This is a genomic window from Microbacterium sp. SLBN-146 (assembly GCF_006715145.1).
Classification (GTDB): domain Bacteria; phylum Actinomycetota; class Actinomycetes; order Actinomycetales; family Microbacteriaceae; genus Microbacterium.
Window position 1 is genome coordinate 2,329,784 of record NZ_VFMR01000001.1, and the last position, 16,012, is coordinate 2,345,795.

Consider the following 16,012-nt stretch of genomic DNA (forward strand, 5'->3'; position numbering starts at 1 on the left):
CACCGTGCCCTCGGGAGTCACTCGGCGAGCAGTCCCGCCGCAACGCAGTCGGCGCGATAGTCGGCCGTGCAGATGTCCTCGACGGTCCAGAAGTCATCCGCGACGATCGTGTCGGCGATGTCGTCGACGGTCACGGCGACGGGGTCGAGCAACGTCGTCGGAGTTCCGGCGATCTCCATCGGCGCCTCGATGTCCTCTCCGCGCAAGAGTGCGACGGCGACCTCGGCGGCCAGCTCCGCCTGCGGCTTCATCGCCTTGTAGACCGTCATGTACTGATCGCCGCGGACGATCCGCTGGAGCGCCGAGAGCTCGGCATCCTGACCCGTCACGACCGGCAGCGGAGAGACTCCCGCCGCGCGGAGCGCCGCGACGGCGCCGCTCGCAACCCCGTCGTTGGCGGCGTAGATGCCGACGATCTCGCCGTCGAATTGGGCGATCTGTCCCGCGACCCAGTCCTGCGCCTTGTCAGGGCTCCAGTCGGGCGTGTCGTACTCCGCGAGGATCCGGAGCCCCGTCTCGTCGATGACGTCGTGCGCGCCCTCGCGGAAGAGGATCGCGTTCCCGTCGGTCGGAGACCCGTTGACGATCAGGATGCCGCCGGTGCCCTGCCCGCGGCGCTCGAGCTCCTCGACGAACGCCTCGGCCTGCAGTCGCCCGACCTTCTCGTTGTCGAAGGAGACGTAGTAGGCGAGGTCGCCGCCCGCCACGAGCCGATCGTAGGAGACGACGGGGACCCCTTGCGCGTTCGCGGACGCGACGATGCTGACGGCGGCGCGCCCGTCGACGGGATCGAGGACGAGGACGTCGGCCCCGGAGGCAAGGGCGGACTCCGCCTGCTGCTGCTGCTTCGCGGCATCCTGATCGGCATTCGCGTACAGCACGTCGATGTCGCCGAGCTCCGCGACCCGGGCCTCGAAGTACGGACGGTCGAAGGTCTCGTAGCGTGCGGTCTTGGCATCGGGGAGGAGGAGGGCGATGGATCCCTCGGAGGAGGACGCGTCCCCACCACACGCTCCGAGCGTGAGTGTCGCGGCTGTCAGTGCGGCGACGACGAGACCACGAAAGAGCGGGCGCCGCCGTGGCGCGGTGTTCGTCATGGGAGGACTTTACGCGGTGATCTGCACGACGTCCGATTCGACGGTCACGTGATCGAGGGCGATCGCGATCGCGCCGCGCGTCTCGGACCATTCGCCGAATGAGGCGCCGACGATCTCCGGAAGACCACGGGTCGAGGGGAGTGCCGACCGTTCGAGGGCGTGGCGCATGGGGGCCATCAAGATCTCCCCGGCGAGACCCAGTTCACCGCCGACGACGATCACTTCGGGATCGAAGAGGTTCGACAGGCTCGCTGCGGCGACCCCGATGTGGCGTCCGGCGTCGGCGATGACGCGGCGCGAGCTCCCGTCGCCGTCTTCGGCGGCCTGGAGAAGGTCGCCGAGGCGCTGCATCCCCTCGCTCGGCGGGAAGAGCGACAGCAGGGCCGGGCCGCCCGCGTAGGTCTCGAGACAGCCCCGGTTGCTGCATCGGCAGATCGGGCCGTTCTCGTCGAGCGTGACGTGCCCGATCTGTCCGGCCTTGCCGTTGACGCCGCGGAAGAGGTCTCCTCCCACGACGAGTCCCGCACTGATCGAGTGTCCGACGCGGATGAAGACCGACGACGCCAGTCCCCGGGCGCTGCCTTCTCGCGCCTCGGCGAGTCCGCCGAGGTTGGCCTCGCTGTCGACGTAGACGGGGCGGCCGATGCGCGAGCGGAGGCTCGCGGCGACGTCGACGCCCTCCCAGCCGCGCAGGAGTCCGGGAGTGGACACCATCCCCGTCGACGGATCGATGGGAGCGGGAAGGGCGAGACCGACGGCGAGGAGGTCGGAGAGGCTCCCGCCGAGCGACTCCATCATGTCGCCGAGGAGGATCGCGACGCGGTCCAGTTCTGCATCGTGGCGATGATCGAGGGCGAGGGGGAGCGAGGACTGCGTCACGATGGTTCGCATCGCGTCGGCGATCGCGATGTGCAGCTGGCGGGAGCTGAAGTGCACGCCGGCGACGAGCCCGAGCTGGCGCGCGAGCGACACGAGGGTCGCTCGTCGGCCGCTCCGCGACGTGAACGACGTGTGCAGGATGCCGGAGGCGGTGAGCTCCTTGACGATGTTGGAGACTGTCGCGGGACTGAGCCCCGTGCTGCCGGCGAGCTCGACCTGGGTCAAGCGTCCGTGGCGCTTCAGGGAGTCGATGACGCGCGCGCGATTGGCCTCGCGGAGCGAGGATTGCGAGCCCGGCTGGGCGCTGCGGCGTGCCACAGTCCCACACTGTACCCGACGGTCCCCCTGGCGTCCCGGAGATTCCGCGTGCGGACGGCGGTTGTCAGCGGCGGTCGGAGGCGAGACGGATCAGCACGATGTTGCTCGACTCGTCGACGTCGGCGACCGTCGGATGGGCCTTCACGAACTCCGTGAAGCTCTTGTGGCCGAGCGCCTTCTCGCTGAATGCGGGATCCAGACGCTTGATGAGGCTCTTGACCTCCGAAGCATGTTGCCACTGCGCATCGTCGGCCTTGTCGCCCTCGAGGCGCAGCGCCCGTTCGAGCAGATCAGCGCCCGGATCCTTGGAGCGCTTGCGGGCGCGGGGAGCCGCGGCATCCGTCTTGCCCGGTGCGGGGCGCGTGATGCCGGGGAGGGCATCGTATGCGTCGAACTGGTCGCACGCCGCCGCGAGCGACTTCGCCGTCGATCCGGCCACGCCGACGCCGACGACGAACCGGCCCAGACGCTTGCACCGCTGCGCGAGCGGGACGTAGTCGGAGTCGCCCGCGACGATCACGACATGCGTGAGATCGGGGAGACGGAACATGTCCTCGACCGTGTCGACGGCGAGCCGGATGTCGGCGCCGTTCTTGGCATACGCCGCGGCGGGGAAGAGCTGAACGAGGTCGACGGCGCGCGCGACGAGCTGCGAGCGGTAATCGGCGTTGACGGGGGAGGACCAGTCGGCGTAGGCCCGCGTCAGGACGAGTGTCCCGAAGGATGCCGCGTAGTCGATGATCGCGCCGACGTCGATCCGCGCCGCGGCGAGGCGCTCGGCGACGTCGGGAGCCGACGAATCCTCGGCGATCCGCTGGCGGTCGCGCGAATAGGCGTTGCGGCCGTGCACCCGGTCGTACCAGGACATCACGATGTTGTCGAAGTCGAGGTAGACCGCGACGCGCTGATTCTGAAGGTCGGCCATGTCACTCCTCCCCGGGGTATCCGACGCCGATGATCTGGCGCACGGCGTCGAGACTCGCCATGATGTCGACGACCTCGTCGAGGGGCAGGATGTCGCTGTCGGTGCGGCCCTCGGCGACGAAGCGCTCGGCGGCGAGAGCCTGGTACTGCATCCCGCGCCCCTCGATCCGCGACTCGTACGTCTCGAGCACGGTGCCGTCTGCTGCGACGACGCGGAAGGACGAGGCGTTGTACCACGTCGCGTCGATGTCGATGCGGGCATCCGTCCCGATCACGTGCGCGGTGTTCGGTCCTGCCGAGCGCGACGCGGAGAACGTCGTCGCGACGGCACCGGAGGCGTACGTGAAGATCGTCGCGACCTCGGTGTCGGCACCCGTCTCGGCGAGCGTCGCGGAGGCGTTGATCGTGTCGGGTGCGCCGAGGACGTCCCACGTGAAGGACACGGGGTAGATACCCAGATCGAGGAGGGCTCCGCCGCCGAGCTCGAGGTCGTTGAGTCGGTGGTGCGGGTCGTCGGAGATCTTCTGCGTGTGATCGGCGAGGACGGCGCGGATGTCTCCAAGCGTGCGTTCCGCGAGGATCTCCCGAATGCGGACCATGTGCGGGAGATACCTCGTCCACATCGCCTCCATCGCGAGGAGGCCGCGCTCGCGCGCGACGTCGCGGACGGCGGCGGCCTCATCGGCGTTGATCGTGAAGGGTTTCTCGACGAGGACGTGCTTACCCGCTTCGAGGGCGAGGACGGCCTGGTCGGCGTGGAACGGATGCGGCGTCGCGATGTAGACGATGTCGACGTCGGGGTCGGCGACGAGATCCTCGTACGAGCCGTGCGCGCGGGCGATCCCGAACTCCTCGGCGAAGGCGCGTGCGGCTTCTTCTCGACGCGATCCGACCGCCGTCACGGTCAGTCCCGCCGTCTGCAGATCGCGTGTGAAGGCCTGGGCGATGCCGCCCGGACCGAGGATTCCCCACCGCAGTGCACTCATATGTCGAGCGTAGCGAGCGCGCGAGGGCGGGAGGGCCCGTTTAGGCTCGGATGCGTGCCATCCTCGGTCGAACGCTTCCGCGAGCTCCTGCGCATCCCGACGGTCTCGCACGCCGACGAGTCCGCGATCGAGTGGAGCCGGTTCGAGGAGTTCCGCGCGGCGCTGACGCGGCTGTATCCCGAGACCCACCGAGTGCTCGAGCACGAACTCGTCGCGGGGCACTCGCTCCTCTACCGCTGGCAGGGGAGGGCCGCCGGTTCACCCCTCGTGCTGATGGCGCACCAGGACGTCGTCCCCGTCGTCGAGAGCGAATGGACCCACCCGCCCTTCGACGCGCAGATCATCGGCGACGGCGCGAATGCCGCCATCCACGCGCGCGGCGCGATCGATGACAAGGGCGCGCTCGTCGCGATCCTCGAGGCGGTCGAACAGCTCGTGGCGGAGGGGTTCCGGCCGCAGAACGACGTCTACCTCGCGTTCGGCCACAACGAGGAGACGGCGGGCGACGGCGCGCGAGCCATCGTGGAGGTGCTCCGGGGTCGCGGAGTGCGTCTCGGACTCGTTCTCGACGAAGGCGGCGCGGTCGTCGACGGCGTCATCCCGGGTGTCCGCATTCCCACCGCGATGGTGGGCGTGGCCGAACGGGGCGTCATGACGCTCTCCCTCGTCGCCCGCGAGGCCGGCGGGCACGCGTCGACGCCGCCCACGCGCCCCGCGACGGCGAGACTCGCGCGCGCGATCGATCGGCTGCAGCGGCATCCGTTCCCCGTCCGGCTCGTCGCTCCCGTCCGCGCGATGCTCGCAACGGTCGCGCCCCACGCCCCCCAGCCCCTCCGCGCGCTCCTCGGCAGTCTCGCGATCTCGGGGCCGCTCGTCGCCCGCGTCTTCTCGAGGCTCGGCCCCGAGATGAACGCGATCGTCCGCACGACGGCCGTCGCGACGGAGCTGGAGGGCGCACCCGGCGAGAACGTCCTGGCGACGTCGGCGCGCGCCTCGATCAACATCCGCCTCCTCACAGGCGACACGGTCGCGAGCGCCACGGAGCGCGTCCGCCGTATCGTCGCGGATCCGAGCATCGAGATCGACGTGCGCCACGGCTCCGACCCCTCGCCCGTCTCACCGTGGCGCGGAGAGTCATGGCGTCGGATCGCGACCGCCGTCGGGGAGTCGCTCGGGCACGACGTCCTGACGACGCCCTATATCCAGCTGGGGGCGAGCGACAGCCGCTGGTTCACCGCGATCGCCGACGACGTCTATCGCTTCACGCCGTTCCACCTCACCCGCTCGGAGCGCGACGCCCTCCACTCGCACGACGAGCGCATCCGTATCGACGTGTGGCTCCGGGGGATCGGCTTCTACCGCGCGCTCATCGCCGCGGGCTGAGCGTCCGCCTCGTCGACGAGCGGAGCGAGCGCCTCCGCGAGATCGGCGATGATGTCGGCGGGGTCCTCCAGGCCGATCGACAGTCGCAGCGTCGTGGGCGAGATCCGCGCCTGCGCGAGCTGCGCCGGCGACAGATGGCTGTGGGTCATGGATGCCGGGTGGTTGACGAGGCTCCGCGCATCGCCGATGTTGGCGACGAGTCGCACCGTGCGCAGCCGCGCGATGACGTCGGCGACGCGTCGGAAGTCGGTGTCGGAGTGCCCTGTCCCCACGACGTCGAAGGCGAAGACCGAGTTGGTGCCCCGCGGCAGGTAGCGACGAGCGTTGTCATGCCACGGGCTGTCGGGGAGGCCGGGATGATGCACGCGTGTCACGGCGGGATGCGACGCGAGGAAGCGCGCGACCGCGAGCGCGCTGTCGGTGTGCCGCTGGACGCGCAGATCGAGCGTCTCGAGTCCTTGCAGCAACTGGAAGGCGTTGAAGGCCGACAGCGAGGGGCCGAGGTCGTGGACGTACTTCGTCTTCACGAGTGCGATGTAGGGGGAGCCGGTCGCTCCGAAGCGCTCGACGAGGCTCCCGTCGCCCACCCGTCGATACGTCTCCGTCAGCTGCGGCCACCTGCCGGGCGACGCCGTCCAATCGAACGTCCCGAGGTCGACGATGACGCCGCCGAGCGACGTGCCGTGTCCGCCGAGGTACTTCGTGGCCGAATGCACGACGATCGCCGCGCCGAACTCCTTCGCGCGCTGGAGGTAAGGCGTCGCGATCGTGTTGTCGATCACGAGCGGGAGGCCCGCCTCGCGCGCGACTCGCGCGACGGCATCCAGATCCAGGACCTGTGCGATCGGATTCGAGATCGACTCGGCGAAGAGCGCGCGCGTCGTCGGGCGGATGGCAGACTCCCACGCCGCGATGTCGTCCTGGTCGACGAACGTGACGTCGATTCCCCAGTCGGGGAACGTGTCGTCGAGCAGATCGACGGTGCCGCCGTACAGCTGTCGCGCGGCGACGATGTGCTCGCCCTGTTTCACGAGCGCCAGCAGCGCGAGCGCGACGGCGGCTTGCCCGGACGCGACGGCTGCTGCGGCAACGCCGCCCTCGAGTTCGGCGACGCGCTTCTCCAGGACGAGCACCGTGGGGTTGGCCGCGCGACTGTAGATGTTGCCCTCGCGCCGCAGCGCGAACAGGTCGCGTGCGTCGTCGAGCGACGCGAACTCGAACGCGTTGGACTGATGGATGGGCGGGACGGCGGTGTTCTCGACGACGCCATGGAGGTGGCCGGCGTGGACCTGGGCCGTGGCGAAGGCGCGCGGAGAGGCGGACATGGCGTCCATTGTGGAAGGGGACCCCGCTTCGCGGTGCGCCTGTGTCCAACTGTTGCGCTGTGTCCAACTGTGGCGCTGTGTCCAACTGTTGCGCTGTGTCGAACTATTGCGGCGCGGGCACCGCGTCTCAGGGGACGAGCGTGATCTTGCCGTCCGTGCCGGCTTCGACAGCGCGATGCGCTTCCGGAGCGTCGTCGAGCGCGAACGACGGGCCCTGCTCGAGGGAGAAGCGCCCGGCGGCGAGAAGGCTCATCGCGACGGGGATCGCTTCGTCGCGCCACGCGTTCTGCTGCGCCGTGAGAGGCCAGGGCGCGCCGCCGCTGAACGCGCGGATCCCCAGCCGCTCGGCATGCGCTCCGCGCACGAGGGTCGCGATGCGCGTCGTGTCGGCAACCAGCTCGAGGGACGTCGAGAGGGCTTCGTCGGTTCCTGCGGCGTCGATCGCGACCGTGATGCCGCCGGGGGCGATGCCGCGGACACGGTCGGCGAGTCCGTCGCCGTAGACGACCGGCTCGCCGCCCAACTCGCGCACACGGGCGGAGCGCCGCTCGGAAGAGGTCGCGATGACGCGCGCGCCCCACAGCACGGCGAACTGCACGATGGCCTGGCCGACGGATCCCGACCCGCCGTGAACGAGGAGAGCGTCTCCCGGGCCGACGCCGAGCGAGCGGAGCGCCTGGTAGGCCGTTCCGATCGGGATGCCGAGTGCCGCCGCATCGGCCGCGCTCACGGTCGCGGGGCGAGGGACGACGCGCCGGGCGGCGACGACGACGTCGGTCGCGTACGCGCCGGAGGCGCCCCAGAATCCGATGGCGTCTCCGACACGGAACCCGTCGACGCCTTCCCCTACGGCCGTGACGACGCCCGCGCCATCCGACCCCACGCGACGGGGTTCGTCGATCGGGGGTGACGGACGGATGCCGGCGCGGAGCTTCGCGTCGATCGGGTTGACGCCGACCGCCTCGACCCGCACCGCCAGCTGCCCGTCTGCGGGCAGGGGAGCGGGGGTGTCGATCCGGTGCAGGACCTCGGGCCCGCCGAGCTCGGTGTAGACGATCGCGGATGCCATGGCGTCAACGCTACTCGCGGAGCGCCTTCAGGATGCGCTGCAGCGAAACGGGTTCGGCGGTTCCCAGCGACTGCGCGAAGAGGCTCACGCGGTACTCCTCGAGCAGCCAGCGCGCATGGACGAGCGACGGCCTCGCGTCGGGGTGCGGGGGGATCGTTCCGTCCGCGTCGGTATACGCCGACGCAGCGCGCTCGAATTCCGTCATGCGCTGCCGGTCGCGTCCCGGGTTGTCGCTGAGGCTCGCCGTCCGGTCGAGAGCCGCCCGCAGGTAGCGGGGGTAGTGGACGATGCGCGCCAGTCCCGTCTGCGAGAGGAAGCCGGGGAAGACGAGTCCCGCCAACTGGCCCTTGATGTCGTTCAGGGCGCCGAGGAGTGTCAGCGAGTTCTGAGTTCGGAGGGTCCGCTCGACGTCCCTCGCGGCGGTCAGGATCTTCGCGGCGAGCGAGACGGTCGTGAACAGCTCGTCGACGACGACGGCCGACAAGGCCGTCCGCACGGCTTCGAACGCGGTCTTCGTCCGAACAGGCGAGCCGCCCGTCGTTCGGGCGATGACAGCGTCCGCGACGGCCACACGGGCGTCTTCGATGAGTGCCTTGGCCGACGAGTAGGGGGATGCCGCGAGGGCGAGCTTCTCGGCCGACGTCAGGTGGTCGAGGACGTAGGCGGCGGGAGACGGCACTCCGAGGAGAGCGAGTCGCCGGATGCCCGCCCTGGTCTCGCGGGCGGCGGCTTCGGGGGTCGCCTCGATCCGCAGCGCGACACTCGTCCCGTCGTCGATGATCGCGGGGTAGCCGCGCACGATCCCGCCCGCGACCGCCGTGTCGACGATCTCGGGGAGGTCGTCGAAGGACCAGTCGGTGAGGCCTGACCGCGCCGGGAACCGCACGGCGGCGCCGGGGGTCGCCGGTGCCGCGGCCGGTCGGGCGCCCGGTCGCTTCGGCGATTCGAGCGAGCGCGATACGGCGGCTCTCGTACGGTCGGCGAGCGACGCCTGCAAAGCCCGGAGATCGAGGTCGGATCCGACGGGCCGACCGCGCTCGTCGACCGCGCGGAACGTGATCCGAAGGTGGCCCGGCACCCGCTCCATGTCGAAGTCCGCCGCGGTGACGGGCTGGTTCGCGACACGCTGGATGCGCGCCGCGAGGGCATCCAGCAGGGGCACCGGCGGAAGGCCCGCGTGCGACTCGGGTCCCTGTCCGGCCAGGTCGCCCGCGAAGGTCGCCGCCCAGTCGGCGGCGGGGACGACATGACGCCGGATGGGTTTGGGGAGCGCGCGCAGGAGGGCCGTCACGAGCTCGTCGCGCATGCCGGGGACCTGCCAGTCGAATCCCTCCGGGCGGAGCTGCGCGAGGAGAGCGAGGGGCACGACGACGGTCACACCGTCATCCGCGGCCCCCGGTTCGAACCGATACGCGAGCGACAGCACTTGGTCACCCTGCTGCCAGCGGGCGGGGAAATCGTGTTCGTCGCCGCGCGTCGCTTCGTCGACGAGGTCGGCCTCGCTCATGTCGAGGAGGCGCGGCGTGCGGGACGCGGCATCCTTCCACCACGCCTCGAAGGAACGCACGTCCAGCACGTCGGAGGGGAGGCGCGCGTCGTAGAAGCGATAGACCGCTTCGTCGCCCACGAGGATGTCGCGGCGACGCTCGCGCTCCTCGACCTTCTCGAGGCGTCGCCTCAGTTCCAGATTGCGTCGCTCGAAGGCCGTGAGTCTCTTGTCGAGGTGCGAGGAGTCCCAGTCGCCCTCGACGAGAGCGTGCCGGAGGAACATCTCCCGCGCGAGCGGGCGATCGAAGCGAGCGAGCTGCACACGGCGACGCGGCACGATGTCGACGCCGAAGAGCGTCACCCGCTCGTACGCGGAGGCTGCCCCCGTCGACTTCGACCAGTGCGGTTCGCTCACGCGGCGCTTCGCGAGGTCGCCCGCGAGAGGCTCGGCCCACTCGGGGTCGATCTCGGCGACCATCCTCGCGAAGAGTCTGCTCGTCTCGACGAGCTCGGCTGCCATGACGGCCGATGGCCGCTTCTTGCGGAGTCCCGAGCCGGGGAAGATCGCGAAACGCGTGCCCCGCGCCCCGAGGTACTCCGCGGGGGGTGTGCGCTTGTCGGGGCGTCCGCCGGTCGAGGGTCTCGTGCGTTCGTCGAGGATCCCGATGTGGGAAAGGAGCCCCGACAGGATCGCCTTGTGGACGAGGTCGGGATCCGCGGTCTCCCCACCGGGCCCCGGCCGGCCGACGAGCGTCGAGAGCTGCCGGTGCACGTCGGACCACTCCCGCACGCGCACGTAGTTGAGGTGCTCCGCACGGCAGAGCCGGCGGAAGGCGCTCGACCCGAGTTCGCGCTGCTTCTCCTGCAGGTGGTTCCACAGATTCAGGAGCGTCAGGAAGTCGCTCGTGGGGTCGGCGAAGCGCGCGTGCAGGCGGTCGGCCTCTTCGCGACGCTCCTCGGGGCGCTCTCGCACGTCGGGGATCGACAGGCCCGCGACGATCGCGAGGACATCGCGGATCACGCCGGTGCGGCGTGCCTCGACGAGCATGCGTGCGAACCGCGGGTCGGTGGGCATCCGCGAGATCTCGCGGCCGAGGTCCGTCAGGCGCCCGCGATCGACCGCTCCCAGTTCGGTGAGAAGGTCGAGTGCCGCGCGGACGCCGCGCGAATCGGGCTTCGTGAGGAACGGGAAGTCCTCGATCTCGCCGAAGCCGAGCGACAGCATCTGGAGGATGACGGACGCGAGGCTCGTCCGGAGGATCTCGGGTTCGGTGAACTCGTCTCGACCCGCGAAGTCCTCTTCGCCGTAGAGGCGGATCGCGACTCCCGGGCTCGTCCGTCCCGCGCGGCCCGACCGCTGCTGCGCGGATGCCTGCGACACGGGCTCGATCGGGAGCTGCTGGATCTTCGTGCGCGTGCTGTAGCGCGAGATGCGCGCCGTCCCGGTGTCGATGACGTAGCGGATGCCGGGAACCGTGAGGCTCGTCTCGGCGACGTTGGTCGCGAGGATCACACGGCGGCGCACTCCTGCGACCGACGAGCGTTCGAAGACGCGGTGCTGTTCGGCCGCGGAGAGACGGCCGTAGAGGGGGAGGACCTCCGTCGGGGCGGCGTCTTTCGCGTACATTCCCCGAACGGCATCCATCGCGTCGCGGATCTCCGCTTCGCCGGGAAGGAACACCAGCACGTCGCCCGTGGGCTCGCGGTCGAGTTCCCGCAGCGCCGCCGTGATCCCGTCGACGTCGTCCGTCGCCGTTTCAGGACGCTTCCCGGACTCGGCGCGCTCGTCCACCGCCGGGCGGTAGCGGATCTCGACGGGGTATGTGCGTCCCGAGACTTCGATGATGGGGGCGGGGCGACCCGCGGCATCCGCGAAGTGCTTCGCGAAGCTCTCGGGATCGATCGTCGCGCTCGTGATGACGACCTTGAGGTCGGGCCGCTTTGGGAGGATGCGCGTGAGGTACCCGAGGAGGAAGTCGACGTTGAGAGAGCGCTCGTGCGCTTCGTCGATGATGATCGTGTCGTAGCGGCGCAGCAGACGGTCGCGGTGGATCTCGTTGAGGAGGATGCCGTCGGTCATGAGCGCGATGCGGGTGTCTTCGGACACCTTGTCGGTGAAGCGCACCTTGTAGCCGACGGTCGAGCCGAGCGGCACCTGCAGTTCCTCGGCGATCCGCTCCGCGATGGTGCGCGCAGCGATCCGGCGGGGTTGCGTGTGGGCGATCCGCGTGCGCCCGAGCTCGAGCGCCATCTTGGGCAACTGCGTCGTCTTTCCCGACCCCGTCGCGCCGGCGACGATGACGACCTGGTGATCGCGCAACGCGCGCAGGATCTCCTCCCGCGCGGCGCTGACGGGCAGCTCCGGCGGGTAGGTGATGGTCGGTTCGTTCGCAGACACAGCCTTCGATCGTATCGTCCGCGGCGAACAACGGCGCGCCCGACATCGCGGAGTCGTAGGCTCGGACCATGGCAGACCAGCACGACGTTCCCCGTATCGCTCTCAACTCCGGCTACGACATCCCACAGCTCGGCTACGGCGTCTTCAAGGTGCCGCCGGCCGAGACCGAGAAGGTCGTGCTCGAAGCACTCGAACTCGGATACCGGCACATCGACACGGCCGCGATCTACGGCAACGAGGAGGGTGTCGGTGCCGCGATCGCCAAGAGCGGCATCCCGCGCGACGAGATCTTCCTCACGACGAAGCTGTGGAACGACCGGCAGGGCGGCGACGAGCCGCGCGCCGCGCTCGAGGAGAGCCTCACGAAGCTCGGCGTCGACTACGTCGACCTCTACCTCATCCACTGGCCAGCCCCTGCGAACGGCACCTTCGTCAACGCGTGGAAGCAGCTCGCGGCGCTCAACGAAGGCGAGGCGATCCGCTCGATCGGCGTCTCCAACTTCCTCGTCGAGCATCTCGAGGCGATCCACGGCGAGACGGGGGTCCTCCCCGCCGTCAACCAGATCGAGCTCCACCCCGCCTACCAGCAGCGCGATGTCGTCGCCTGGTGCGCCGATCACGGCGTGCACATCGAGGCATGGGGCCCGCTCGGTCAGGGCAAGTACGACCTGTTCGGCGTGCCGGCCGTCCACGACGCGGCGTCCGCCCACGATCGCACGCCCGCCCAGGTCGTCCTCCGCTGGCACATCCAGAAGGGCAACATCGTCTTCCCGAAGTCGGTGAAGGCCGACCGCCTCCGCGAGAACTTCCGCATCTTCGACTTCGCGCTGTCGGATGCCGAGATGTCGGCCATCGACGCGATCGATCCGGGCGACGGCTCGGGCCGCGTGGGTGCGCACCCCACCGAGCTCCACTGACCGAGCTGCACTGATCGCACCGCAGTGAACGAACGGCAGTGAACGAACGGCAGTGAACGAACGGCAGTGAACGAGCGCCTCTCCTCCTCCGCGAGCCCGTACCTGCGGGCACACGCCGACAATCCCGTCGCGTGGTATCCGTGGGGGAGGGAGGCGTTCGACGAGGCGCGCCGTCGCGACGTGCCCGTCTTCGTGTCGATCGGATATTCCACCTGCCACTGGTGCCACGTCATGGCACGGGAGTTGTTCGCCGACCGCGAGACGGCCGCCGACCTCGACGCGGGCTTCGTCTCGATCAAGGTCGACCGCGAGGAGCATCCCGAGGTCGACGCCGCGTACATGGCAGCCGCGGCGGCCTTCACGCTTCACCTCGGATGGCCGCTGTCGGTGTTCGTGACCCCCGACGGCCACCCGTTCTTCGCCGGAACCTACTTCCCGCCGTCGGCGCGCGGCGGAGTTCCCGCCTTCCGTGACGTTCTGGGCGCCGTCCGGGAGGCGTGGACGGAACGTCGCGAGCAGGTCGCCGAAACGGCGGATGCTCTCGTGCAGGCGCTGGCGTCCGCCCGTGCGCACGGGACGCACGGCGGCGGGGGTCTCCCCGACGTCGCGGCGCTCGCATCCGCCGCGCAGATGCTCGCGGCGCGCGAGGATCCCGAGTACGGCGGACTCTGGGGCGGCGACCCCGTGGCGCCGAAGTTCCCCGTCGCGACCGCGCTCCGCTTCCTCCAGCACCCCGTCATCCGCGAGGCCGCACCGGGGGCGGCCGCTGTCGCGGAGCGTGCGCTCGCCGCGATGTCCTCGTCGCCCCTCCGCGACGTCATCGAGGGCGGGTTCTTCCGCTACGCCACGCGGCGGGACTGGTCGATTCCGCACTACGAACGGATGCTGACCGACAACGCCCTGCTGCTCGACGTCGCCGCCGCGGCGGACGACGGGGCGACGGCGCGGGGCATCGCCTCCTTCCTCACTCTCGTGCTGCAGCAGCCCGCCGGCGGGTTCGGTGCCGCGCAGGACTCCGAGTCGTGGATCGACGGCAGGCGCAGCGAAGGCGGCTACTACCTCGTGAACGACCGTGCGGGGCTGCAACCACCCGCTGTCGACGGCAAGGTCGTCACGGGGTGGAACGGCCTCGCGATCGGGGCGCTCGCACGAGCCGGCGCGCGTCTCGGGACCGCCGAATGGATCGAGGCCGCGCGCTGGGCGGCCGATGCCGTCCTCACGATCAACACCACCGCGGATGGCAGGCTCGTCCGCGCATCGCTCGACGAGATCCCTTCGCGCGCGGCGGCATCGCTCGCCGACTACGGGCAGCTCGCGTCGGGGCTCACGGCGCTCGCGATCGCGACGGGGGAGCCGGCCTACGTCGAGCGCGCGCGAGCACTCCTCGACGCGTGCATGCGCCCGAACGGCGAACCGACCGTGCCGGGCGGCGGCGACGGCGTCCTCTCGGCGCAGGGGATGGGAGCGCCCGACGCGGCGTCCGATGCGGACGAACCCTCAGGTCTTGCCGCGCTCGCCGAGACGGCACTCGCTCTGTGGCAGCTCGGCGCGGGCGAGTCGTACCGGGTCTTCGCGGAGGAGTGCGTCGCACGACACCGCGACGCGGCGCTGGCTCAGCCGCTCGCGCACGGAACGCTCTTGCGCGTTGGCGCGGGTCTCGCCGTCGCTCCCCGCCAGATCGTCGTGGTGGCGGACTCCGCGGACGACCCGCTCGTCCGGACGGCGCGCGCCGTCGAGGCCGACGTCGTCATCGCCGTGACATCCGAGCAGGCGGCCGCGTGGGCGGCATCCGGATTCGACCTCTTCGCGGGGAAATCGACCCAGGACGGGCGGGCGACGGCGTACGACTGCCGTAACTTCTCCTGCCGGCTTCCCGTGACGGAACCCGCCGACCTCGACGAGGCCGGCGCGCGCTGACGGGACTCAGCCGGCGGAAAGGCCCCGGAGGGTGTTCCCCTGACTGCGGGGCACCTCGATGCCGAAAAGCGTCTCGAGGGCGTCTTCGAACTCGTGCAGGCGTCCTTCGGCGGCGAACTCACGCGCGCGGACGGTCGGGGCGTGCGAGATGACTCCCGCGAGGTGGCGGAGCGCCGCCTCGGTCGCCGCATCGCCGCCGCGATCGCGCACGCGCTGGATCTCGGCGTCGAGTGCCGTCTGGATGTGGCCGCGGAGCGCCACGATCGCCGGGGCCGCCGCTTGCTCGGCGTTGAAGACGCTCGCCGCTGTGCCGACGATCTCGAAAGCGCCGGGACCGAGTTCGGGAAGCGCCGCGTGGCGGCCGATGAGCTCGAGGTCGAGCAGCTCGACCCCTTCGACGGATGCCACGGACGGGTCGACGTTGCGGGGGAGACCCAGGTCGATGATGAGGCGACGCCGCCCGACGGGGATGTGCTCCTCCGTCACGACGTAGCGGGCCGTGCAGGTCAGGACGATGTCGGCCTCGCCGATCGCGTCACGGAGATCGCTCTCGGCGCGGATGCCGTACTTCGCGGCGAACTGCTCGGCTCGCCCCGTCGCGGAGTAGACCCGGATGTCCTCGGCGCCGCGTGCGCGGAGGGCCGCGATCGTCGTGGCGGCGTACTGACCCGTCCCGACGAGCAGGACCGGGACGGTCGCCCAGTTGGTGACACGCGTGTCGGCGAGGTCGAGGGCGATGCGGGCGAGGGAGCGGCCCGCGGCGGCGACGTCGGCCGTCGCGCGCATTTCGCGCGTCGCGTGTGTTGCGCGCTGGAATGCGCGCTCGAGGGCCGCGCTCGTGGTGCCGGCTCGGCGCGCGGCGCCGAGCGCGCGCTGCACTTGACCGCTGATCTCCTCTTCGCCGACGACCATCGACTCCAGGCCCGAACTCACGGCGAAGAGGTGGTGGACGACGTCGCTTCCCGCGATGCTGACGGCGGAGGCGCGAAGAGCCTCGGCGTCGGCTCCCGCGGGACCCTCGAGCATGTCGAGGACGGCTTCACGGGCGACGACGGCTCCGCCCGTGAGCGGTTCATCCAGCTCCAGGTACGCCTCGAACCGGTTGCACGTGGCCAGGACGACGGCCCCGCGAACGAACGAGTGCGTCTGCGTGAGGTCGTCGGCGAGCGAGTCCGCGACGCGAGAAATGCGATCGAGGACATCGAAGTCGGTGTTGCGATGATTCGCCGTCAGACAGAACAGCACCCGCCGATTCTAGCCCGCCCCTCGTCCGAAGGCGCCGAGCGGCGACGTAGCCTTGACGTCGTGTCC

General features: G+C 70.5%; 11 protein-coding genes. 3 read left to right on the top strand and 8 right to left on the bottom strand.

Annotated elements, in window-relative coordinates:
• Positions 1 to 17: 17 nt before the first annotated feature.
• From FBY39_RS10190 to FBY39_RS10205, 4 genes are all read right to left on the bottom strand, one after another.
• Complete coding sequence (locus tag FBY39_RS10190; RefSeq protein ID WP_141932199.1) at positions 18 to 1,097, bottom strand: substrate-binding domain-containing protein; 1,080 nt, start codon at positions 1,095 to 1,097, stop codon at positions 18 to 20.
• A 9-nt stretch (positions 1,098 to 1,106) separates the two neighbouring features.
• Positions 1,107 to 2,294, bottom strand: a complete 1,188-nt coding sequence (locus tag FBY39_RS10195) for an ROK family transcriptional regulator (RefSeq protein ID WP_141932200.1) — start codon at positions 2,292 to 2,294, stop codon at positions 1,107 to 1,109.
• A gap of 64 nt (positions 2,295 to 2,358) precedes the next feature.
• Positions 2,359 to 3,219: an NYN domain-containing protein gene (locus FBY39_RS10200; RefSeq protein ID WP_141932201.1), complete on the bottom strand. Its 861-nt coding sequence runs from the start codon at positions 3,217 to 3,219 to the stop codon at positions 2,359 to 2,361.
• A gap of 1 nt (position 3,220) precedes the next feature.
• On the bottom strand, positions 3,221 to 4,204 hold the full coding sequence (locus FBY39_RS10205) for a Gfo/Idh/MocA family protein (protein WP_141932202.1): 984 nt from the start codon (positions 4,202 to 4,204) through the stop codon (positions 3,221 to 3,223).
• 54 nt (positions 4,205 to 4,258) lie between these two features.
• Between FBY39_RS10205 and FBY39_RS10210 the strand changes: the two genes are divergently transcribed.
• Positions 4,259 to 5,587, top strand: a complete 1,329-nt coding sequence (locus FBY39_RS10210) for a M20/M25/M40 family metallo-hydrolase (RefSeq protein ID WP_260837636.1) — start codon at positions 4,259 to 4,261, stop codon at positions 5,585 to 5,587.
• Here FBY39_RS10210 and FBY39_RS10215 read toward each other — a convergent pair.
• The 3 genes from FBY39_RS10215 to hrpA all read right to left on the bottom strand — a co-directional run bounded on the left by FBY39_RS10215 (position 5,560) and on the right by hrpA (position 11,867).
• On the bottom strand, positions 5,560 to 6,912 hold the full coding sequence (locus tag FBY39_RS10215) for an O-acetylhomoserine aminocarboxypropyltransferase/cysteine synthase family protein (RefSeq protein ID WP_141932204.1): 1,353 nt from the start codon (positions 6,910 to 6,912) through the stop codon (positions 5,560 to 5,562). The genes FBY39_RS10210 and FBY39_RS10215 overlap by 28 nt on opposite strands.
• A gap of 127 nt (positions 6,913 to 7,039) precedes the next feature.
• Positions 7,040 to 7,981: an NADP-dependent oxidoreductase gene (locus FBY39_RS10220; RefSeq protein WP_141932205.1), complete on the bottom strand. Its 942-nt coding sequence runs from the start codon at positions 7,979 to 7,981 to the stop codon at positions 7,040 to 7,042.
• A gap of 10 nt (positions 7,982 to 7,991) precedes the next feature.
• A complete protein-coding gene (gene hrpA, locus FBY39_RS10225; RefSeq protein ID WP_141932206.1) occupies positions 7,992 to 11,867 on the bottom strand; it encodes an ATP-dependent RNA helicase HrpA in 3,876 nt (1,291 codons plus the stop codon).
• A gap of 68 nt (positions 11,868 to 11,935) precedes the next feature.
• Between hrpA and FBY39_RS10230 the strand changes: the two genes are divergently transcribed.
• Positions 11,936 to 12,784, top strand: a complete 849-nt coding sequence (locus FBY39_RS10230; protein WP_141932207.1) for an aldo/keto reductase — start codon at positions 11,936 to 11,938, stop codon at positions 12,782 to 12,784.
• A gap of 66 nt (positions 12,785 to 12,850) precedes the next feature.
• The gene (locus tag FBY39_RS10235; RefSeq protein ID WP_141932208.1) at positions 12,851 to 14,701 is read left to right on the top strand and encodes a thioredoxin domain-containing protein; all 1,851 of its coding nucleotides are present in this window, start codon (positions 12,851 to 12,853) and stop codon (positions 14,699 to 14,701) included.
• 6 nt (positions 14,702 to 14,707) lie between these two features.
• Here the strand turns inward: FBY39_RS10235 and FBY39_RS10240 are convergent, their stop codons facing one another.
• On the bottom strand, positions 14,708 to 15,946 hold the full coding sequence (locus FBY39_RS10240; RefSeq protein WP_141932209.1) for a glutamyl-tRNA reductase: 1,239 nt from the start codon (positions 15,944 to 15,946) through the stop codon (positions 14,708 to 14,710).
• Between the last annotated feature and the right edge of the window lie 66 nt (positions 15,947 to 16,012).

Excerpts from the sequence above, each read along its gene's own strand:
- FBY39_RS10190 (WP_141932199.1), bottom strand. The coding sequence starts at position 1,097 with ATGACGAACACCGCGCCACGGCGGCGCCCGCTCTTTCGTGGTCTCGTC.
- FBY39_RS10200 (WP_141932201.1), bottom strand. The coding sequence starts at position 3,219 with ATGGCCGACCTTCAGAATCAGCGCGTCGCGGTCTACCTCGACTTCGAC.
- FBY39_RS10205 (WP_141932202.1), bottom strand. The coding sequence starts at position 4,204 with ATGAGTGCACTGCGGTGGGGAATCCTCGGTCCGGGCGGCATCGCCCAG.
- FBY39_RS10215 (WP_141932204.1), bottom strand. The coding sequence starts at position 6,912 with ATGTCCGCCTCTCCGCGCGCCTTCGCCACGGCCCAGGTCCACGCCGGC.
- FBY39_RS10220 (WP_141932205.1), bottom strand. The coding sequence starts at position 7,981 with ATGGCATCCGCGATCGTCTACACCGAGCTCGGCGGGCCCGAGGTCCTG.
- FBY39_RS10230 (WP_141932207.1), top strand. The coding sequence starts at position 11,936 with ATGGCAGACCAGCACGACGTTCCCCGTATCGCTCTCAACTCCGGCTAC.